General features: G+C 71.2%; 23 protein-coding genes. 8 read left to right on the top strand and 15 right to left on the bottom strand.

Annotated features, from left to right (window positions below):
- Positions 1-5: 5 nt before the first annotated feature.
- Positions 6-716, bottom strand: a complete 711-nt coding sequence (locus MKK53_RS20360) for a Tim44/TimA family putative adaptor protein (protein WP_243930574.1) — start codon at positions 714-716, stop codon at positions 6-8.
- Positions 717-1,027: 311 nt separating this feature from the next.
- Here MKK53_RS20360 and secB point away from each other — a divergent pair, with 311 nt between their 5' ends.
- Entirely contained in the window at positions 1,028-1,525 is a 498-nt protein-coding gene (gene secB / locus MKK53_RS20355; RefSeq protein WP_243930573.1) for a protein-export chaperone SecB, read from the top strand.
- A gap of 4 nt (positions 1,526-1,529) precedes the next feature.
- Here the strand turns inward: secB and MKK53_RS25615 are convergent, their stop codons facing one another.
- On the bottom strand, positions 1,530-1,922 hold the full coding sequence (locus tag MKK53_RS25615) for a hypothetical protein (protein ID WP_313901572.1): 393 nt from the start codon (positions 1,920-1,922) through the stop codon (positions 1,530-1,532).
- A gap of 90 nt (positions 1,923-2,012) precedes the next feature.
- Positions 2,013-2,420 carry a LysR family transcriptional regulator gene (locus MKK53_RS25610; RefSeq protein ID WP_313901571.1) on the bottom strand — a complete coding sequence of 136 codons (408 nt, stop codon included), beginning with the start codon at positions 2,418-2,420 and terminating at the stop codon, positions 2,013-2,015.
- Positions 2,421-2,511: 91 nt separating this feature from the next.
- Here MKK53_RS25610 and MKK53_RS20345 point away from each other — a divergent pair, with 91 nt between their 5' ends.
- The 3 genes from MKK53_RS20345 to MKK53_RS20335 all read left to right on the top strand — a co-directional run bounded on the left by MKK53_RS20345 (position 2,512) and on the right by MKK53_RS20335 (position 4,779).
- Entirely contained in the window at positions 2,512-3,081 is a 570-nt protein-coding gene (locus MKK53_RS20345) for a DUF4865 family protein (RefSeq protein WP_243930572.1), read from the top strand.
- A 10-nt stretch (positions 3,082-3,091) separates the two neighbouring features.
- Positions 3,092-3,487, top strand: coding sequence for a tautomerase family protein (locus MKK53_RS20340; protein ID WP_243930571.1), 396 nt, complete (start codon positions 3,092-3,094; stop codon positions 3,485-3,487).
- A gap of 62 nt (positions 3,488-3,549) precedes the next feature.
- Positions 3,550-4,779, top strand: a complete 1,230-nt coding sequence (locus MKK53_RS20335) for an MFS transporter (RefSeq protein ID WP_243930570.1) — start codon at positions 3,550-3,552, stop codon at positions 4,777-4,779.
- A gap of 53 nt (positions 4,780-4,832) precedes the next feature.
- Here MKK53_RS20335 and MKK53_RS20330 read toward each other — a convergent pair whose 3' ends face one another.
- The 8 genes from MKK53_RS20330 to MKK53_RS20295 all read right to left on the bottom strand — a co-directional run bounded on the left by MKK53_RS20330 (position 4,833) and on the right by MKK53_RS20295 (position 13,199).
- Positions 4,833-5,708: an RNA polymerase factor sigma-32 gene (locus MKK53_RS20330; protein WP_243930569.1), complete on the bottom strand. Its 876-nt coding sequence runs from the start codon at positions 5,706-5,708 to the stop codon at positions 4,833-4,835.
- A 383-nt stretch (positions 5,709-6,091) separates the two neighbouring features.
- Entirely contained in the window at positions 6,092-6,688 is a 597-nt protein-coding gene (locus MKK53_RS20325) for a CarD family transcriptional regulator (RefSeq protein WP_243930568.1), read from the bottom strand.
- Positions 6,689-7,160: 472 nt separating this feature from the next.
- The gene (gene fdxA, locus MKK53_RS20320) at positions 7,161-7,499 is read right to left on the bottom strand and encodes a ferredoxin FdxA (RefSeq protein ID WP_243930567.1); all 339 of its coding nucleotides are present in this window, start codon (positions 7,497-7,499) and stop codon (positions 7,161-7,163) included.
- Positions 7,500-7,675: 176 nt separating this feature from the next.
- Positions 7,676-7,951, bottom strand: coding sequence for an RNA-binding S4 domain-containing protein (locus MKK53_RS20315; RefSeq protein WP_243930566.1), 276 nt, complete (start codon positions 7,949-7,951; stop codon positions 7,676-7,678).
- 15 nt (positions 7,952-7,966) lie between these two features.
- On the bottom strand, positions 7,967-11,245 hold the full coding sequence (locus tag MKK53_RS20310; protein WP_409564381.1) for a helicase-related protein: 3,279 nt from the start codon (positions 11,243-11,245) through the stop codon (positions 7,967-7,969).
- 126 nt (positions 11,246-11,371) lie between these two features.
- Positions 11,372-11,641 (bottom strand): hypothetical protein, encoded by a 270-nt coding sequence (locus MKK53_RS20305; protein WP_243930565.1) that lies wholly within the window; start codon positions 11,639-11,641, stop codon positions 11,372-11,374.
- A 301-nt stretch (positions 11,642-11,942) separates the two neighbouring features.
- Positions 11,943-12,233, bottom strand: coding sequence for a DUF1330 domain-containing protein (locus tag MKK53_RS20300; RefSeq protein WP_243930564.1), 291 nt, complete (start codon positions 12,231-12,233; stop codon positions 11,943-11,945).
- Between the two features lie 69 nt (positions 12,234-12,302).
- Entirely contained in the window at positions 12,303-13,199 is an 897-nt protein-coding gene (locus MKK53_RS20295; protein WP_243930563.1) for a DUF3108 domain-containing protein, read from the bottom strand.
- A 258-nt stretch (positions 13,200-13,457) separates the two neighbouring features.
- Here MKK53_RS20295 and rpmB point away from each other — a divergent pair, with 258 nt between their 5' ends.
- The 3 genes from rpmB (at position 13,458) to MKK53_RS20280 (ending at position 14,976) form a co-directional block, all read left to right on the top strand.
- Entirely contained in the window at positions 13,458-13,763 is a 306-nt protein-coding gene (gene rpmB, locus MKK53_RS20290; protein ID WP_243930562.1) for a 50S ribosomal protein L28, read from the top strand.
- Positions 13,764-13,922: 159 nt separating this feature from the next.
- Complete coding sequence (locus MKK53_RS20285; protein WP_243930561.1) at positions 13,923-14,396, top strand: DUF1348 family protein; 474 nt, start codon at positions 13,923-13,925, stop codon at positions 14,394-14,396.
- A gap of 37 nt (positions 14,397-14,433) precedes the next feature.
- Positions 14,434-14,976, top strand: a complete 543-nt coding sequence (locus tag MKK53_RS20280; protein WP_243930560.1) for a TetR/AcrR family transcriptional regulator — start codon at positions 14,434-14,436, stop codon at positions 14,974-14,976.
- 132 nt (positions 14,977-15,108) lie between these two features.
- On the opposite strand, the gene cobT is transcribed toward MKK53_RS20280, so the two are convergent.
- The 4 genes from cobT to MKK53_RS20260 all read right to left on the bottom strand — a co-directional run bounded on the left by cobT (position 15,109) and on the right by MKK53_RS20260 (position 19,334).
- Positions 15,109-17,013 carry a cobaltochelatase subunit CobT gene (gene cobT / locus MKK53_RS20275; protein WP_243930559.1) on the bottom strand — a complete coding sequence of 635 codons (1,905 nt, stop codon included), beginning with the start codon at positions 17,011-17,013 and terminating at the stop codon, positions 15,109-15,111.
- A gap of 5 nt (positions 17,014-17,018) precedes the next feature.
- The gene (locus MKK53_RS20270; protein ID WP_243930558.1) at positions 17,019-17,531 is read right to left on the bottom strand and encodes a DUF29 domain-containing protein; all 513 of its coding nucleotides are present in this window, start codon (positions 17,529-17,531) and stop codon (positions 17,019-17,021) included.
- A gap of 4 nt (positions 17,532-17,535) precedes the next feature.
- Positions 17,536-18,519 carry a cobaltochelatase subunit CobS gene (cobS, locus tag MKK53_RS20265; protein ID WP_243930557.1) on the bottom strand — a complete coding sequence of 328 codons (984 nt, stop codon included), beginning with the start codon at positions 18,517-18,519 and terminating at the stop codon, positions 17,536-17,538.
- 191 nt (positions 18,520-18,710) lie between these two features.
- Complete coding sequence (locus MKK53_RS20260; protein ID WP_243930556.1) at positions 18,711-19,334, bottom strand: J domain-containing protein; 624 nt, start codon at positions 19,332-19,334, stop codon at positions 18,711-18,713.
- Between the two features lie 103 nt (positions 19,335-19,437).
- Between MKK53_RS20260 and MKK53_RS20255 the strand changes: the two genes are divergently transcribed.
- Positions 19,438-19,716 carry a BolA family protein gene (locus tag MKK53_RS20255; protein WP_243930555.1) on the top strand — a complete coding sequence of 93 codons (279 nt, stop codon included), beginning with the start codon at positions 19,438-19,440 and terminating at the stop codon, positions 19,714-19,716.
- Positions 19,717-19,718: the final 2 nt, after the last annotated feature.

Raw genomic sequence — 19,718 nt, 5'->3', positions numbered from 1 at the left:
GGCTGTCAGGCGCCGGCCTCGGTGGCGACAAGCTGCCAGTTCGGGTCCCGGGAGCCGAGGGTCCGGGCGAAGGTCCAGACGTCGGGCACCTCGACCACCGTCTCCGCGCTGCCGTCCACCACCTTGCCGTCCGCATTGCGGGTGGAGGTGATGAGGTTGGACAGGAACCGCACGGTGATGTGGGCGACCCGGTTGCGCACGTCCACCGCGACGATCTCCGCCCGGTCGATGGACACGAAGGTCGTCTCCAGGGTCTGCCGGGTGCGCTCGCGCTCGGCGATGGCGCGCTCGAACGCCTCGCCGACCTCCTTCGAGAGCAGGGCGCGCAGGGTCTTCCGGTCGCCCTTGGCGAAGGCGATCATGATCGACTCGTAGGCGCCCTTGGCCCCCTCGATGAAGGAGCGGGGCTCGAAGGCGGGCTCCACCTGCACCACGGCCTCCAGGCCGCGGGCGACCTCCGAGCCGGGCTCGGCGATCCCCCGCCAGTCGCGCGGGGCCGCGGCCGGAGCGGATTGGGGGAGCCGGTCCACGCCGGGGAGCCGCACGACGTTGTCGCGCTCGCCTCGGTTCTGGGGTTCCGTGCGGCTGCGCTCCACCGGCTTGAACGGCGCACGCTCCGCACCGGTCTTCTGGCCGAGCACCGACCGCAGCCGCCAGATCACGAAGACCGCCAGCGCCAGGAATATGATCGTCGTTAAGTCGAAGCCGTCTTGCATCACCGATCCGATTGCGGCCGTCCGCGCGTCAGTTGCCCCGCGTGACTGGGCCATCACTTAGCGCATATCCCGCTCTCCCTTATCCGACCAACGCGCCCGGATCGAGCGGGTTGTTCGGGCACCGGGGATTGTCGTGCGACCAAGCCGCGCGACCGTAGGTGAGAGTGGCCGCGGAGATCGCCCCGCGGCGTCGCTTGTCCGTTCCCTGCGGGCGTGTTAGCGGCGCCGACGTTCGGGTCCCCCAAGGGCCCGTGTCGCGATGCCACCTCGGCCGTCCGCGTCGGACGCCTTGATCGAGAAGGATGACCCCGATGGCCGACTCCCCGGCAGCCAACGGCAATGGCGGCGGCATGCCGCAGGGCGCCCCCACCATCAACGCCCTGGCGCAGTACGTGAAGGACCTGTCCTTCGAGAACCCGCACGCCCCGCGCTCCCTCCAGCCGAAGGAAGGGGTGTCGCCGCAGATCAACATCCAGGTCAACGTGAACGCCTCGCAGCTGAGCGAGACGGATTTCGAGGTGGAGCTGACCCTCGAAGGCGACGCGAAGATGGACAACGAGGTCCTGTTCGCCTTCGACGTGAAGTATGCCGGCGTGTTCCGCATGCTCAACATCCCGGAGGATCAGATGCATCCGGCGGTGATGATCGAGTGCCCGCGCCTGCTGTTCCCCTTCGGCCGGCAGATCGTGGCCGAGGCGGTGCGCAACGGCGGCTTCCCGCCCCTCTACATCGACCCGATCGACTTCGTCGGCCTCTACCGGCAGAAGATGACCGAGCAGCAGGGCGCCACGGGTCCGCTGGCCTCCTGAGGCGTCACGGCGCGCCCGGGCCGCGATAGGCGGCCGACAGGGCGCGCAGGGCCTCCGCCGCCGCGCCCCTCAGGGCGCGCGCATGGAGGACGACCCGCGTGAGCGGCAGCTCGGGCAGGCCCAGGCGCTGCCCGGACTCCACGGTGCCCGCGGGGGCCGTGCCCGGTGCCAGAGCCGCGACGGCGATCCCCGCCGCCACGGCGGCCCCGACGGCGGCCACGCCGCCGCCGACGAACACTTCCCGCCAGGGCAGGCAGGCCGCGTCGAGAACGATCTCCGCCGCCGACCGGACCTGACAGGGCCCCGCCAGCGTCGCGAGCGGCAGCGGCCGCCCGGCCTCCCGCGCCCAGCCGAACCCCGGGGCCGCGTACCAACCGAGCCGTTCGACGGCCAACACCGTCCCGCTCCCCTGCGCATCGTCCGGCTCCGCGCCTTCCACCCGCAGGAGCACGGCATCGAAGCGGCCCGCCAGAAAGGCCGGATAAAGCTACCGCGACGGCAGGATCGTCACCTCCGGCACGACGCCCGTGCCGTCCAGGCCGAGCCGCGCGAGGCGATCCGGCAGGGCCGGGCCCGCGACGTGCTCGCTGATCCCGAGGGTCAAGCGCGGCGGGGGCGCGTCCGCGAGATCCGCCAGGGCGCGGGCATGGGCCTCCAGCAGGGTCCGGGCCGAGGCGAGGAACCGGGCTCCCCGGACGGTCGGCGCCACATGGCGCGGCGTCCGGTCCAGAAGGCGGACGGCGAGCCGTTCCTCCAGGCGCTTCACCCGCAGACTGATCGCCGCCTGCGTCGTCCCCAGGGATTCCGCCGCCCGCGTGAAACTCGCCAGATCGACGACCCGGACGAAGGCGCGGACACCGTCGAGGTCGAGGCTGCTGTCCGGTTCGTGCACCACCACAAGCACCCGTTATGACAGATATCAGTAGCCATATGTTTCTCTAATCACCCGGCGATGCAACCATGTCCTCGCGCTTTTGGAGGACGACATGATTCTCGCCCGCTACCGGCACCGCCTGCCGGCCGATTACGACCTCGGTCGCATCCGCTCCCGCATCGCGGCGCGCGGACCGGCCTGGGACCTCGCGCCGGGGCTCGTCTTCAAGGCGTTCACCCTGGAGGACCGGCGCCAGGGCGCCCGGGAGAATGCCTACAGCTCGCTCTACCTCTGGCAGGATGCCGGCGCGGCGGCGGACTTCCTCGCGGGGCCGGGCTTCGCCGCCGTTCTGGAGGCCTTCGGGCGGCCTCGAATCGATCTCTGGCTGCCCTTCGATGTCCGCATCGGTGCCGCCGGCCATGCGCGCAGCCTCGCCATCACCGACCACACCCTGCCGCCGGAGGCTGACCTCGGCGCCGGGCGGCGTGAGGAGGCGGCGCGGGGGCGCACGCTCTGCGGAGAGCCGGATGTCCTGGCGGTGCTGCACGGGCTCGACCCCGCCGGCTGGCGCCTGACCCGCTTCGTCCTGCGCGCCGGGGAGCCGGCCGCCGGTGCCGGCGAGATCGTCCATCTCGCGGCCCCCGGGCTCGCGGCCCTGCGCGCGACATCCCCCACCCTTTGAGGAGATTCCGATGCCCCTGACCCGTATCTCCCTCCGCGTCGGCAAGAGCCCGGACTACCGCGCCGCGCTGATCCGTGGCGTCTACACCGCCATGCGGGAGACCTTCGCCGTGCCGGAGGACGACCTGTTCGCCGTGGTCCACGAGCACGACGCCGCCGACTTCGCCTTTGGGCGCGGGTATCTCGGCATCCGGCGGGACGACGACCTCGTCCTGATCCAGATCACCGCCAACGCCACCCGGACGATCGGCCAGAAGCGGGCGCTCTACAGGGCCATCACCGCACACCTGGCGACCGATCCGGGTGTCCGCCCGGGGAACGTGCTCATCAGCCTCGTCGAGGTCAGCCCCGAGAACTGGTCGTTCGGCGACGGCGAAATGCAATACGGGCCGGTGGAGGCGGCGTGACGGGTGCTTGACCGCACCGTCCGGGCGGCCCATGCGGGCGGCCCCAACGGTATTCGGACAGCATGGCCCCCACCGCCCACCTCGCTCTGATCAACCTGTTCATCGGTGACATCCAGGGCGGCCTCGGCCCGTTCCTCGGCACGTGGCTCGCGGAGACCGGGTCGTGGAGTCCCGCCCGGGTCGGGTTCGTCATCACCCTCGTCGGGTTCGCGACGCTCTTCCTCAGCGGCCCCTTCGGCGCCCTGGTCGACCGGGTGCCCCGGCCCCGGCTGCTGATCGGCGCGGCCTGCGCGGCGATCCTGGCCGGCACCCTGCTGCTCCTCCCCGCCCGGAGTTTCTTCGGGGTGTTCACCGCCCAGCTCCTGGCCGCCGCGGGGGGCACGCTCCTGCTGCCGGCGGTGGCGGCCCTGACCCTGGGGATCGTCGGCAAGGACGGGTTCCCGAAGCAGCAGGGCCGCAACCAGGCGTTCAACCATCTCGGCATCCTCATCGCCGCCGGGGTGATCGGCCTCGGCGCACCGCTCGGGCCGGCGACCGCCTTCTACGTCCTCGGCGGCATGGCGCTGGCGGCCATCGTCGCCACCTTCACCACCCCGGCGGGGGCCTGGAACCGCCGCCGGGCGGTGGGCTGGAAGGAGGACGACGAGGACGAGCCCAAGCGCAGCGGCATCCGGCAGGTGCTGGGCAACCGCCGCCTGCTGGTGCTCACCGTGGCGCTCACCCTGTTCAACCTCGGCAATGGCGGCATGCTCACCCTGCTCGGCCAGAAGCTGGTGGCGACCGCCGACGATGCGACCACCTGGACGGCGCGCTACGTGATGGTGGCGCAGCTGGTGATGGTGCCCGTCGCCCTGTTCGCGGGCTCCCTGGCCGACCGGCGGGGCCGGCGCCAACTCCTGATGGTGGCCTTCGCCGTGCTGCCCCTGCGGGCGCTGATGTCGGGCCTGATCGACGATCCCTGGTGGCTGATCGGCGCGGAGGTGCTGGACGGCATCGCCTCGGGAATCGTCGGCGTCGCCGTGCCGGTGGTGGTGGCGGACCTCACCTGGGGGTCCGGCCGCACGCAGACCGCCCTGGGCAGCGTCAACGCGGTGCAGGGGGTCGGGGGTGCCCTGTCGGGCTGGTATGGCGGGCTCGCCTATACGTGGCTCGGCTGGACCGGGGCGTTCCTCGCCCTCGGCGTGCCGGCCCTGTTCGCCCTCGGCCTCGTGATCTGGCTCGACGCCACCCCCGAACCTGGCCGGAGGCGCCGCCGCCGGGAGAGCCGCGCTCCGGCCAAACAGACGGCCTGAACGAGAGAACCCGGCCGAAGGGCCGGGTTCCGTGTCGCGCCGGGGTCGATGGGTCAGCCGACGTAGGGGCTGCCGGTCTCCGCCGGGAACCGGTCGGCGAGCGCCCTGCGGAGCTTCTCCAGGGCGCGGTTCTCGATCTGCCGGACGCGCTCCTTCGAGATGCCGAGGCGCTGGCCCAGGGCTTCGAGGGTCGCCTGATCCTCCGCAAGGCGCCGCTCGCGCAGGATGCGCAGCTCACGCTCGGACAGGACGCCCAGGGCCTGGTGCAGCCAGCTGAGGCGACGCTCGCCATCCACCGCCGCGCCCACCGTCTCGTCGGGCAGGGCTGCGCCGTCCACGAGGAAGTCCATCCGCTCGGAGGCCGCGTCGCCGTCCTCGCCCACCGGGGCGTTCAGCGACATGTCCGGGCCGGACAGGCGGGCATCCATCAGGGCCACGTCATCCCGGGAGACGCCGATGGCGGTGGCGATCCGGCGGTGGATCTCGTCGCCGACATGCTCCTCGGTCGATTGCATCAACCGCGCCCGGAGACGGCGCAGGTTGAAGAACAGGGCCTTCTGCGCCGACGACGTCCCGCCGCGCACGATCGACCAGTTCCGCAGGATGTAATCCTGGATCGAAGCCCGGATCCACCACGTGGCATAGGTGGAAAAGCGAACCTCCCGCTCCGGCTCGAACCGGGCGGCGGCCTCCATCAGGCCGACATGCCCCTCCTGCACGAGGTCGGCCATCGGCAGACCGTAGTGACGAAAACGCCCCGCCAGGGCGATGACGAGGCGCATGTGAGCGGAGATGAGACGGTGAAGGGCGCGCTCGTCGCGCCGGTCCTTCCAGCGGACGGCGAGGTCCCGCTCTTCCTCGCGGGCGAGGAAGGGCGCCTCCATCGCGGTCCGGATGAATTGTCGACGTATTCCCGCGATTTCCGCCATCCCGCCTGCCTCTTTCGACCGAGTGCTGGTGCGGCACCGGTCCCATAAGCCCGGCGCGCGAGGCGCCATCTGAGGTGCCAAGCGTCCGATAACGGGACGGCAAACGCGAAAGTTCCGCGCCGCCATCTGTGAAAGACGGTCGGCCGGGCAGGAATCGCGATCAACTTCTCGAAAGATGGGTCGCGAAGCGGCGCTGTCCAGGGAGGTGCCCCAAGTCCAGGGGGAAAAGTGACGCGGGGCGGCCTCTTCCCGGCGGCGCTGCGGCAGCGGCCCATGCGGGACCCATGAAGATGGGCGGCGGCGGCGCACCATGTCGCGCCAATGAAAAAGCCCGGCCTTGCGGGCCGGGCTTCTTCCATCTCATCGGGTGGTGAAGGTGGCCCTCAGGCCGCCTCCTCCTGGATGTCGTCACTTTCCGCCTCGGCTTCACCCTCGGCCTCCGCCTCGGCCTTGGCCCGGCGGGGCGACTTGGCGAGGCTCTGCTCGATGAGCTTGAGCGCCTCGGTCTCGGTGATGCGGTTCACCGAGGAGATCTCGCGGACGATCCGGTCGAGCGCAGCCTCGTAGAGCTGGCGCTCGCTGTAGGACTGCTCCGGCTGGGCCTCCGAGCGGAACAGGTCACGCACCACTTCCGTCACGGCGAGGAGGTCGCCGGAATTGATCTTCGCCTCGTATTCCTGCGCCCGGCGCGACCACATCGTCCGCTTCACGCGGGCGCGGCCGGTCAGCACGTCGAGGGCCTTCTTCACCACTTCCGGCTCGGCCAGCTTGCGCATGCCCACCGAATTCGCCTTTGCAGTCGGCACCCGGAGGACCATCTTGTCCTTCTCGAAGGAGACGACGAACAGCTCAAGCTTGTAGCCGGCGATCTCCTGTTCCTCGATCGCGGTGATGCGACCGACGCCGTGGGCCGGATACACGACGGCCTCGCCGGTCTTGAAGCCTTGCCGGCCTGCGGTCGTCTTCTTGGCTGTGGTCATGCGAGAAGGGCCTCCACTGACGCGCGATGCGTTTCGCCCCGCGCGAACCGCTGTTCCCGGGCGGACGCCACCCGGTTCGATCGCAGCCTCCCGGAGCCGGCGCCCTGCGGCGCGTCTCCCGAGATACTGGCGAAGCCGGGCACGCGACATTGCCTTCCGCCGGGGGGAAACCCGGCGGCCGAACACATACAACCCCAGGGAGGGAAATGCGTTTCGGCGCGGAGCAGGCACGTCTGACGCGAGCGACGGCAGGCGAATTGTGTATCACAATCCGCGCCGGAATCAAAGCTCGCTCCGGGCAAGGGAACGCGCAGGATGCGTCCCGTCGAGGTTTTACACCGGCGGGCCGGCTCGCCTAGGGAGCCGTTGCAGGGCAGGCCTTCGCTGCACGCAGGTCCGACCGGATGGGAGGCCGGAGGTGCCCCGCGCGTGGCGCGAGACCTCCGGCCCACCGGCGTTGGGCGTGGTCAGATCAATCGCCGGAGCCGGCGTTCGACGAGAAGTGCGCCTGCAGCTTGCCGGCGACCCCGTCCCACTCCTTGGCGTCGGCGGGGGCGTCCTTCTTCTGGGTGATGTTGGGCCAGCTCTTCGCGTAGTCAGCGTTGAGCTTCAGCCACGTCTCCAGGCTCGACTCGGTGTCCGGCTTGATCGCCTCGGCCGGGCATTCCGGCTCACAGACGCCACAATCGATACACTCGTCGGGGTGGATGACGAGCATGTTCTCACCCTCGTAGAAGCAGTCCACCGGACAGACTTCCACGCAGTCCATGTACTTGCACTTGATGCAATTCTCGGTGACGACGTAGGTCATCGGCTATCTTGGTCCTCAGGTCCCGCATCGTCCGGACGGGGCGTCTCGGCCCGCGCATCCGGGGGCTGCGCTGGCACGCAGGCGTTCTTGTGAAGGGCTCTAGCCCCTGCCTTCGGGGCTGACAAGCGCGTGGGCGCCGCATGGCCTGCGCGGGGGCCCCCTGTGGCAGAGGGTCATCACCCGTGATCCGGGGACAACGCCTCGTAGAGCCCCTTGGCCTCCTCGGAGGGGCCGCGGCGCTCGCCGAGGTCGGTCACCCGCACCGCCATCGTGGCGTGGGGCGCGGCGACGGTCACCACGTCCCCGAGGCTCAGGCCCTTGGCCGGGTTGTCCGACCGGGTGCCGTTGACCCGGACGAACCCGTCGCTAACGAGGCGGGCGGCCAGGGTCCGCGTGCGGGCGAAGCGCGCGAACCACAGCCATTTGTCGAGGCGCTGACGCCCTTCGCGCATCGCGCCTCCGTTCGGTCAGCGCTTGCCGCCGTCACCCGACTCCAGCTGCGCCTTGAGGGCGGCGAGCTTGGCGAAGGGCGAATCGGGATCCGGCGCCCGCTCCCGCCGGGGCGGACGGGGGTCCGGGCGCGGCGCGCCGGGGCGTGTCTCCTGCCGGGGATCGTGGCGGCCCTCGCCGCGATGCTCCGGCCGGCGCTCGGGACGGCCCTCGTCCCGGCGGCGCTCGGGACGAAAGCCATCCGGCCGGTCGCGGCGGCGGTCGTCGCGGCCGGGGCGGGGGGCGCCATCGCCTTCCGCCCGGCGCTGCTCGGGGGCCCCGGGCTGGCCGGGCGGCGGCCCACCCTCGCGGCGCCCGCCGCGCGGACGGTTGTTGGGACGGGCATGGGCCGGGCGCTGATGCCGCTGGAGCCGCCAGACCTCGATGGGCGAAACTTCGGCGGGGGCGGCGGCCTCCCCGGCGGCGGCATCGGCCGGAGCCTCGGCCGCCTCATCCTCGGCCTCGCCGGCGACGTGTTCCGCGACGGGCTCTGCGCCGGCTTCGGCCGCATGGGCCTCCGACTCGGGCTGGTGCTCGGGCTGGGCCTCGGCCTCCGGCTCGGCGGGGGCGGCTTCGGCGACGGGCTCGGGCGCCTCGGGGGGTGCCTCCGCCGCGATCTCGGCCTCCGGTTCGCCCACAGGCGGCTCGGTGACGGTCGGCTCGGGGGCCGCCTCGGCCGGGGCGTCCTCCGCGACGGCGTCCGACGGCTCCGCGGAGGCGGCTTCCGGAGTAGCTTCGGGCGCTTCGGCCGGTTCCGGCGCGTCGGCGGCCTCGGCCTCCGGCGCCGTCACGGCCTTGGCCGGCACGGTGGGGGCGGCCGGCAGCAGCGGCACGGTGATGGCGGGGCCGGGCCGCGCCTCGTTGGCGTAGCCCAGCGATTTCAGGATCGAGGCGAAATCCTCGCCCGAGCAGCCGACCAGCGACGTCATGCCCACGGTGGCCACGAACCCGTCGCCATCGGCGGTGCCCTCCGGCGGGGCGCCGGGGGTCGTGCCGGGGCGGTAGGCGATGGCCGGGCGAATCAGGTCGGCGAGGCGCTCCAGGATGTCCACCCGCACCGCCCGCTCGCCGCAGACGCGGAAGCCGGCCGCCCGGTAGAGGCCCTTGGCGATCTCCTTGTCGACCTTGATCGAGGTGCGCCCGGACCCCGCGAGGTGGGCGATCTCGTCCAGGCCGCGCTGGTCGAGGCCGCCGTTGCGCAGGGCCCAGAGCTGGGCCGCCAGGGTGCGCGGCGCCGGCTTCAGCAGGGCCGGCAGGAAGATGTGGTAGGCGCCGAAACGCACGCCGTGCCGGCGCAGGGCGGCGCGGCCGTCCTGATCCAGGGTGCGCATCTCCTGGGCGACCTTGGCGCGCTCCAGCACGCCGAGCGCCTCGACCACCTGGTAGCCGATGCCCTTGGCGAGCCCGACGAGGTCGGCGGCCGTCTCGATCTCCATGAGGGGGCCGAGCAGGCGCACCACATGGGCCTTCAGCCACGCCTCCAGGCGGGCCTGGACCTTCTCGCGGGCGGCGGTGTCCAAGCTGTCGTCAGCCAGGACGCGGATCTGCGGGGCGAACAGCTTGTCGCCCGGCATCAGCCGGCCCACCGGGGCGCCGGTCCAGCGGATCGTCCCGTCGTGCGACAGCACGAGGGTCGAATCGGGCGTCGCCGCGAAGCGCTCGGCACGGGATTCGATCTCGCTGGCAAGCGCCTTGTCGGCCGCGTGCCGGAGCGTCTTGGCCTCGTGGCCTTCCGCATTCGCGTCGGGCACGAACAGGAAGCCGTTCAGCTGGCCGACATGCTGACCCTCGACGGTCACATCCCCGTCGGGGGTAATCTGGGCTTCGAGCATCGTGTTCTCTCGTAGGCGTCGCATCAGGACGCTGGTGCGCCGGTCAACGAAGCGGCTCGCAAGGCGTTCGTGGAGGGCGTCCGACAGTCTGTCCTCTACCCGACGCGTTTCGCCCTGCCAATGTTCAGGGTCACGAAGCCAGTCGGGCCTGTTGGCCACGAATGTCCAGGTGCGACCCTGCGCGATCCGCCGGGACAGGGTGTCGATGTCACCGTCGGTGCGGTCGATCATCGCCACGTGCTCGGCGAACCACTGGTCCGGGATCCGCCCGGCCATGCCCTTCATCAGGAAGCGGTAGAGCTGCGCCACGAGGTCCGCATGCACCTGGGGATGCACCTTGCGGTAGTCCGGCACGCCGCAGACATCCCACAGCCGGCGCACCGCCGACCGGCCCGCGGCCATGTCGCGGATGTCCTCCTCGCGCATCAGGATTTCCAGCGCCTGCTGGTCCTCCCCCATCGGCGCGCGGGTCAGCCCCGCTTCGTGGGGATGCGTGTCCAGGCTCGCCTGGAGGGCATCGAGGCTGGCGAAGGAGAGGTCGGGGTTGCGCCATTGCAGGATGCGCAGGGGGTCGAAGTCGTGGTGCTCCAGGCGCTCCACCAGCTCCGGCTCGAAGGGCGGGCAGCGGCCGGTGGAGCCGAAGGTGCCGTCCGAGAGGTGGCGCCCGGCCCGGCCGGCGATCTGCCCCATCTCGGAGGGGGTGAGGCGGCGGAAGCGGGTGCCGTCGTATTTCCAGTTGGCGGCGAAGGCGACGTGATCGACGTCGAGGTTCAGCCCCATCCCCACCGCGTCGGTGGCGACGAGATAGTCCACGTCGCCGCTCTGGTAGAGCTCGACCTGGCTGTTGCGGGTGCGGGGGGAGAGGGCGCCGAGCACCACCGCCGCCCCGCCCCGCTGGCGGCGGATCAGCTCGGCGATGGCGTAGACCTCCTCCGCCGAGAAGGCGACGATCGCCGTCCGCCGGGGCAGGCGCGAGAGCTTCTTCTCCCCGGCGAAGGTCAGCTGCGACAGGCGTGGGCGGGTGGTGGTGTGGACGTTGGGGATCAGGCTCTGCACCAGCGGCAGCACGGTCGAGGAGCCGATGAGCAGCGTCTCCTCCCGGCCGCGGACGTAGAGCAGCCGGTCCGTGAAGACGTGGCCCCGGTCCATGTCGGCGCCGAGCTGGATCTCGTCGATGGCCACGAAGGCCACGTCGAGGTCCCGGGGCATCGCCTCGATGGTGCAGATCCAGTAGCGCGGCCGGTCCGGCTTGATCTTCTCCTCGCCGGTCACGAGGGCGACCTTCTCCGGGCCGACCTTGGCGACGACGCGCAGGTACACCTCCCGGGCGAGCAGCCGCAGGGGCAGCCCGATCATCCCGGTCGGGTGCGCCAGCATCCGCTCGATGGCGAGGTGCGTCTTGCCGGTATTGGTCGGCCCCAGCACCGCGGTGACACCGCGGGCGCGGGCGTCGCGGGGCAGGGAGCGCTGGGTGGGGCGGAGCAGGGCGTCGATGATCGGCTGTTCCTGCGGTCGGGCGACCGTCGGCCTGGGGAAGGTCTCCCGTCCCGCCTAATATGGGTCTCTGCGCCCGCCCCTGCCAACCTGCGGCACGATGACGGGATAGGCGTCGATGCGCACATCCGCCCCCGGATGCTGGGGGGCGACGTCGGCGCACAGGGTGTCCGGCACCGCCGTGAGCGGCCCGTGCCGGGGCGGCCGGTGCTCGATCACCTGGGCGGAGGAGAACGCATCCCCACCGCAGGGGGAGTCGGTGGTCAGCGGCTGCGCCACCGCCGGGGCGGCGATGAGCAGCAGGGGGAGCAGGGCAGTGATTCGCATGGCTGGCTTCGTCCTCGCCTCACCGGGGATGGGCCGCGGTCTCATACGGCCTCCGTTCGCCCCCTAGGGCAGTGACGCACTCACTCCGTTCATGCGTCTCTGCCCTAGCTTCTTGTTTTTGCATCAATTTTTCCAGGCACGGCCAACGCCTTCGTCTGGATCGATGCACGAGGCCGTCGCGGCCAGAGAACGGCCGATCCCGTCGTCGCGAGGCGAAGCCGACGCAATCCAGAGCGCGACTCATCCGGGCAGGGCGGTGCCGCCTGGATTGCTTCGCTCCGCTCGCAATGACGGGCGGACGTCAGTCCACCCCCTCGACCAGCACCACTTCGCCGATCCCCGCCGGCCGGCGCTTCTCGACCGCCGCCTGGTACTCGGGGGAATAGTAATAGGCCCTGGCCGCCTCGTAGGAGTCGAATTCGAGGACGACGTTGCGCGGCCGGGCCTCGCCCTCCAGCGCCTCGCTGCGGCCGCCGCGGACCAGCGGCTTGCAGCCGTGGAGCTTCATCGCCTCGGAGGCCATCGCGGCGTACTCCCGGTACGTCTCGGGGTCCGTGACCGTCATGCGGACGATGATGTAACCCTTGGCCATGCCGTCTCCCCCCGGCGGCCCCTGCCGCCGCGAGGGGGGATAGGGCGACGCCGCGGCGAAGGGAAGCGCCTACTGGCCGGGCAGGCTGGCCTGAGCGAGGGACGGCTCCCCGGCGGCCTTGTCCGCCGTCTCGGCCTCGCCCGAGCGGGTCCAGCGGGTCGCCTCGATGATGTTGGTGCCGATCTCGGTGAGGACGGAGATCCGCAGGGGCACGAGCAGCCGCGTGCCCTCGACCGGGGCGAGCCACACGGAAATCTCCCGGTTGTCCTCCATGAACTTCACCCCCGGCCGGTCGGGCCGGTGCCCGGCCACCGCGTGGTACCGGGCGCTGCAGACGAGGACCGGGCCGGCATAGCCCGGCTTCTGCACCTCCCGGGTCTCGGCATAGCTGAGCACCACGTTGAAGCGCGTCGCCCCGTCGAACAGGGGCAGCGTCCGGTCGCAGTTGGCCGGATCGGTGAGGGCCGCCCCCGCCCGGGCCGGCATGACCAGGGCGCTCGCCGGATCGACGATGCCGCGCTTGTCGGCGGCGGTCACGGGGACCCGGTCCTGCATGTCGACGAGGGGCGGGGTGATCTCGGTTTGGACCACGTTGCCGTGGGCCAGGGCCATGCGCACGGCGATGCCGGAGCTCGCCGTGCGGGTGGCGATGGAGAAGGCGTTCGGCAGCGGGCCGGCGCCGACCGTCCCCGTGGCGCGGGCCGAGCCCTGGCCGCCGGTGATCGCCCCCACGAGGCCGGTGAGCGTCGCCGACACATCCATGCGGTACGCGTCGCGCTCGAACGAGCCGGCGAGGCGGGCCGTGCCGATCCGCAGGCCGGCGAGCGCGATGGCGTAATCGACCGAGAGCGAGGCCGGGGCCGCCTTGGCGGGCCGCGGACGGGCCTCCGCCGCGGGGGGCGCGATGCCGAGCACCGCGGCGATGCCCGCCGCCAGCACGGCCTTGACCGGGATCGTGATACGCATGGTCCGGCTCGAATCCTGAGGCCACCCGGTCGGGCCGGGCGGGGTGGAACCCGGTTATCCCCACGCCATGGTTAACAGAGGGTTCGGGCACGGCATCGTCACCAGAGCCTTGACGGGGCGGCACTGCGTCGCCTATAGCCCCCGCCTTCAACAGGACTCCGCAGGACCTGGTTTGACGCACGGGCGCAGCCCGCGGCGCGAAGGTTTGCGCAGGCTGCGATCTGGCCCGCGGCGGAACGGAACGGGATAGTTTAAGTTATGGCGCGCCGCTGCGAACTCACCGGCAAGGCCGTTCAGGTCGGCCACCTCGTGAGCCACTCGAACCGCAAGACCAAGTGCCGGTTCCTGCCGAACCTGTGCAACGTCACGCTTCAGTCCGATGCCCTCGGCAAGCGCGTGCGTCTGCGCATCACCGCCCACGCCCTGCGCACGGTCGAGCACCGTGGCGGGCTCGACGCCTTCCTCACGAAGGCGCCGGAGAGCGATCTGTCGCAGACGGCCCGCCTCCTGAAGCGCGAGCTGCACAAGAAGCTCGCCGAGGTCGAGGTTCCGGCCGCGGCCTGAACCCCTTCTCCAGTTCGGTGTGACAGCGACCGGCGGCCCTTGGGCCCCGGTCGCTTTCGCTTGTCCGCACTCCGGCTCCGCCCCCGGTCGCGGCTGACCGGGACGATGCGTTGACCGTGCCCGGGCCTCGTTGTACCGATCGGTACAAAGGAGTTGCCCATGTCCGCGAATCGTCCGCCGCTGCCGCCCTTCACCGCCGAGACCGCCATGCGGAAGGTCCGCGCCGCGGAGGACGGATGGAACGGCGTCGACCCCGCGAAGGTCTCCCTCGCCTATACCGAGGACAGCCGCTGGCGGAACCGGTCGGAGATCTTCTCCGGCCGTGAGGCGATCGTCGCCTTCCTCACCCGCAAGTGGCAGGCGGAGCGGGACTATCGGCTGATCAAGGAACTCTGGGCGTTCCACGACGCGCGCATCGCCGTGCGGTTCGCCTACGAGTACCACGACGCCTCCGGGGCGTGGTTCCGGGCCTACGGCAACGAGAACTGGGAGTTCGACGGCCACGGTCTGATGCGGGTCCGCCATGCCAGCATCAACGACCTGCCCATCGCCGCGGGCGAGCGCCTCTTCCATTGGGACCGCTCCGGTCCGCGCCCCGCCGACCATCCCGGCCTGACCGATCTGGGCCTGTGAGCGAGGGCCTGGACGCTCCGATTCGGCGAGGCGCGTCGTGACGGAGCGGGCGGATGCCGTCGCGGCCATCGCGGAGGTGTTCCGCGAACTCGGCTTCGAGGGGGCGAGCCTTTCGGCGATCACCGCGCGCACGGGGCTCGGCAAGGGGAGCCTGTACCACCTCTTTCCCGGCGGGAAGGAGGACATGGCGGAGGCCGTCCTCGCCGGGATCGACGGCTGGTTCGCCCGCGCGGTCTTCGCACCCCTCCGGGACGACCCGGACGGCGAGGCGGCGATCCGGCGGATGCTGCGGGAGACGGACGCGTATTTTCGCTCGGGGCGGCGGATCTGCCTAATCGCCGCCTTCGCCCTCGACGGGACCCGCGACCGCTTCGCCGGGCGGATCGCCAACTACTTCACCGCCTGGCGCGACGCCCTGGCCGGTGCCCTCCGGCGGATCGGCCGGGCGGAGGCGGACGAGCGGGCGGAGCACGCCGTCCTGGCGATCCAGGGGGCGCTGCTCCTCAGCCGGGCCCTCGACGATCCGGCGGTGTTCGGCCGGACGCTCGAACGGCTGGAGGCCGATCTGCTCAGACGGTGACGGGCCCGCCGGACTCTGCGCCAGGGCGGCGGACGAACCCACGGCATTCGCCGCATCGCCCTCCCGCCCGACCGATCGCCGCTTCGGCCCACGACGCCTCAGCGGACCGCCCCGGCGGGAGCCGCGGGCTCCTCAGCGCCGGCCGCCGACGCGCTTGGGCTGGCGGAGGGGGACGGGGGAACCGTCCTCCTCGAACAGCTCCGCCAGCTTCTCGGTCATGGCGCCGCCGAGCTCCTCGGCGTCGATGATCGTCACCGCCCGGCGGTAGTAGCGCGTCACGTCGTGGCCGATGCCGATGGCCAGCAGCTCCACCGGAGAGCGGGTCTCGATGTCCTCGATCATCCAGCGCAGGTGCCGCTCCAGATAATTGCCGGCGTTGACCGAGAGGGTCGAATCATCCACCGGGGCACCGTCCGAGATGACCATCAGGATCTTGCGCTGCTCGGGGCGGCCGAGCAGGCGCTGATGGGCCCAATCGAGGGCTTCGCCGTCGATGTTCTCCTTCAGCAGGCCCTCGCGCATCATCAGCCCGAGGTTCTTGCGCGCCCGGCGCCAGGGGGCGTCCGCCGCCTTGTAGACGATGTGGCGAAGGTCGTTCAGCCGGCCGGGTGACGGCGGCTTGCCGGCCGCAAGCCACGATTCGCGGCTCTGTCCGCCCTTCCAGGCGCGGGTGGTGAAGCCGAGAATCTCCACCTTCACGCCGCAGCGCTCCAGCGTCCGCGCCAGGATGTCGGCGCAGGTCGCCGCCACGGTGATCGGCCGCCCGCGCATCGACCCGGAATTGTCGAGGAGCAGCGTCACCACGGTGTCGCGGAAGTTCGTGTCCTTCTCCTGCTTGAAGGAGAGAGGCTGGAACGGATCCGTCACCACCCGCACGAGGCGGGCGGGGTCGAGCTGGCCCTCTTCGAGGTCGAAGTCCCAGGCGCGGTTCTGCTGGGCGAGCAGCCGGCGCTGGAGCCGGTTGGCCAGCCGCCCGACGACGCCCTGCAGATGGGAGAGCTGCTTGTCGAGGTAGCTGCGCAGGCGGGCGAGTTCGTCCGCGTCGCACAGCTCCTCGGCGTAGATCACCTCATCGAATTTCGGGCTGAAGACCTTGTATTCGGGCCCGTGGGCCTCGTTCGCCTGACGGGGCGGCGGGCGGGAGCCCTCGGCCGCCTCGTCCGATTCGGCATCCTCGGCCTCGTCGGGCAGCTCGCCGGAGGGGGCGTCCGCCTGCTCCTGCGCGCCCTCCTCGATGTCGTCGGAGGCCTCCTCGGAGGTCTTGATCTCGGCGCGCTCGCCCTGCGACTTCTCCTCGGCATCGCCCTCGCTGGGGTTCTGCTCGTCATCCTGGGCGTCGTTCTCGTCGTCGTTCTCATCGTCCTCCGGGTCGAAGGGCGTCTCGTCCGACATGTCGAGGGAGGTGAGGAGGTCGCGGATCAAGCGGGCGAAGGCGCGCTGGTCCTCGAGGGAGCCGATGAGCCCGTCGAGGTTCGGCCCGGCCTTGGCCTCGACATGCGCGCGCCACAGATCGACGATCTTCATCGCCGCCTGGGGCGGGGCCTGCCCGGTCAGGCGCTCGCGCACCATCAGGGCGACGGCGTCCTCCAGAGGGGCGTCGGCCCGGTCGGTGATCGTCTCGTACTTCCCGCCCCGGTGGTAGCGGTCTTCCAGCATCGCCGAGATGTTGCTGGCCACGCCGGACATCCTCCGGGAGCCGATGGCCTCCACCCGCGCCTGCTCCACGGCATCGTAGACCGCCCGCGCCGGGGCGTTCTCCGGTGCGAAGCGGCGGTGGAGGGTCACGTCGTGGCAACCGAGGCGCAGGGCCATGGCGTCGGCGTTGCCGCGCAGGATCGCCACGTCGCCGGGCGTCATCTTCCGCGGCGGCTCGGGCAGGCGGGCCTTGTCGCCGGTCAGCGCGGGCCGGTCGGTGGCGTAGGTGACCTCGATCTCGGCCTTGCGGGCGATGGCACGCAGGCACCCCGCCACGGAGCGCTTGAGGGGCTCCGCCACGGGCTCGCGCCGCTCGCCGGGCTTGCGGTTGGACAGGGACATGCGGGCTACCGATCGGCGTCGAAGTCGAAGGGACGGGTCAGGATGTCGTCCCAGGTGTAGGGGCACTCGTCGGGCAAGGACTTGACCGGACGCCGCATCTGGCGCGCAGCCCCGAGGCGGGCGAGGCGGTACGCGTCTTTCCGCACCTCGCTCAGACTCGATTTGAGGCCAGGGCTCTTACGCTGCTGGATCCGAGCCCGCTCACGATGCTCCGCAATGCTGAGCGCCCAACTTCTCGTCCGACGCTCGGGCTGGTGGTCCCATTTCAGCATATGGAGCAGCACGATCTCGATCGCGCTTTGGAGCCTGTAATACTCACTCAGACCCACGTCGTTCAGTTCCTCGGCGATATTCTCGAGGTCCAGCGCGTCGACGTGGCCGGCGCGAAGGAGGGCGACCTGCTCCTGAACCCAGGTGTACACATCGGCCTCGTGGCGCGTCGCCGCCGCGCGCGAGGGCGCGTAGCCGGGGCTTTGCGGCTCCCGGCTCGGGACAGGACGCGCCACGGTCTCCTCCATGGGTTTAGCTCAGGGCGACGTTCATCGCGCTCTCGGGCAGCTCCTTGCCGAAGGCGCGCTGATAGAACTCGGCCACCAGGGACCGCTCCAGCTCGTCGCACTTGTTGAGGAACGTCACCCGGAAGGCGAAGCCGATGTCGCGGAAGATGTCGGCGTTCTCGGCCCAGGTGATGACGGTGCGCGGGCTCATGACGGTGGAGAGGTCGCCGTTCATGAAGGCGTTGCGGGTCAGGTCCGCCACGCGGACCATGCGGTTGACGATGTCGCGCCCGCTGTCGCCCTTGTAGTGGGGCGCCTTGGACAGGACGATGTCGACCTCCCGGTCGTGGGGCAGGTAGTTCAGGGTGGTGACGATGGACCAGCGGTCCATCTGGCCCTGGTTGATCTGCTGCGTGCCGTGATAGAGGCCCGACGTGTCGCCGAGGCCCACCGTGTTGGCGGTGGCGAACAGGCGGAAGGCCGGGTGGGGGCGGATCACCCGCTTCTGGTCGAGCAGCGTCAGGCGGCCCGAGACCTCCAGCACCCGCTGGATCACGAACATCACGTCCGGGCGGCCGGCATCGTACTCGTCGAACACGAGGGCGACGTTGTTCTGCAGCGCCCAGGGCAGGATGCCGTCCTGGAAGGCGGTGACCTGCTTGCCGTCCTGCAGCACGATCGCGTCCTTGCCGACGAGGTCGATGCGCGAGACGTGGCTGTCGAGGTTGATGCGGATGCAGGGCCAGTTCAGCCGTGCCGCCACCTGCTCGATATGGGTCGACTTGCCGGTGCCGTGATAGCCGGTGACCATCACGCGGCGGTTGCGCGCGAAGCCGGCGAGGATGGCGAGGGTGGTCTCCCGGTCGAAGATGTAGTCCGGGTCGAGGTCGGGCACGTGCTCCTCAACCGCGGTGAAGGCCGGGACCTTGAGGTCGAGGTCGATGCCGAAGACGTCGCGGACGGAGACGGTGCGGTCGGGGAGCCGGGCGGGCGTATCGTCAGAGAGCATTCGGGACCTCTTGGGGCGCGGGGTGGCCTGGGCGGCCGCGTCCGCGCGGGAGACGTATCGGGAGCGGTGTCCGCGAGCCGCGGAACCTTAGACGGCAGCGAGGGGACTCGCTACCGCGGGAACGACACCCTGCATATAGAGCCCACCGGCCTCCGCTTCGAGCGGGGCCGTGCATCCTTCGTGCCGGCCGGTCAGCAGAGCCCGGCGGCGCGCAGGACGTCGTGGGCGCGGATGATGTCGCGCAGGCGCTCCTCGAAGGACCGGTCGCCGCCGTTGGCATCCGGGTGGAAGCGCTTCACCAGGGTCTTGTACTGCGCCTTGATGCCGGCCGTGTCCGCCGACTCGTCGAGGCCGAGGACGTCGAGGGCCTTGCGCACGGCGGCCGTGCGCTGGGGCCGCTCGGGCTCTTCCTGCCGGGCGCGGCGCGCCTTGTCGCCCACGCCGTTGGCCCGGAGGATGCCGAGGGGATCGACATAGGCCCAGTCCCGGGCCGCCTCCTCCTCGGGCTTGGCGGGGCCGGTGCGGTTCACGCCCATGGCCCAGGTCGGCCGGTGCCCGATCAGCGCGTCCTTCTGGTAGGCCTGGACGGCGGCGTCGTTCATCCCGTCGAAGTAGTTGTACGAGGCGTTGTAGGCCCGCACGTGGTCCATGCAGAAGCGCCAGTACTGGCCCTCCGCCCTGCGGCCCTTCGGCGCCCGGTAGAGGCCCGGATTCGTGCAGCCCGGACTCTCGCACGAGGCCTCGGCAGCGGCCTTCGGCTCGTCGCAGGACGGCTTGATGCGGATGCTGTCGAACAGGCGCGAGTTGAGATCCATGACGGGCCGATTATGAGGGGGAGTATCGCCAACACAAGTGCGCCGGGCCTGATGACGCATGCGCGGGATCGGACTTGACGGCGCCAGCGACGCGGGACGCGCAATGGCAGAGACGCTACGGGACTGGATCGAGATGCGGCTGCGCGCCGAACTGGCGCCGACGCAGCTCGACGTGATCGATGAATCGCACCTCCATGCCGGCCATTCCGGGGCGCGGCCGGGGGGTGAAACCCATTACCGCCTCGATATCGTATCGGCGGCTTTCGACGGAAAGAGCCGGGTGGAGCGCCACCGCCTCGTGAACGGGCTCCTCGACCCCGCCTTCGCCCGGGGCCTGCACGCCCTGGCGATGCGCGCCCGCACCCCGGCGGAAGCCGCGTGACC

This window comes from Methylobacterium sp. J-076 (assembly GCF_022829405.1).
Taxonomy (GTDB): domain Bacteria; phylum Pseudomonadota; class Alphaproteobacteria; order Rhizobiales; family Beijerinckiaceae; genus Methylobacterium.
The sequence above is the reverse complement of the archived record's forward strand: the minus strand, read 5'-3'. Positions and strand labels throughout refer to the sequence as shown.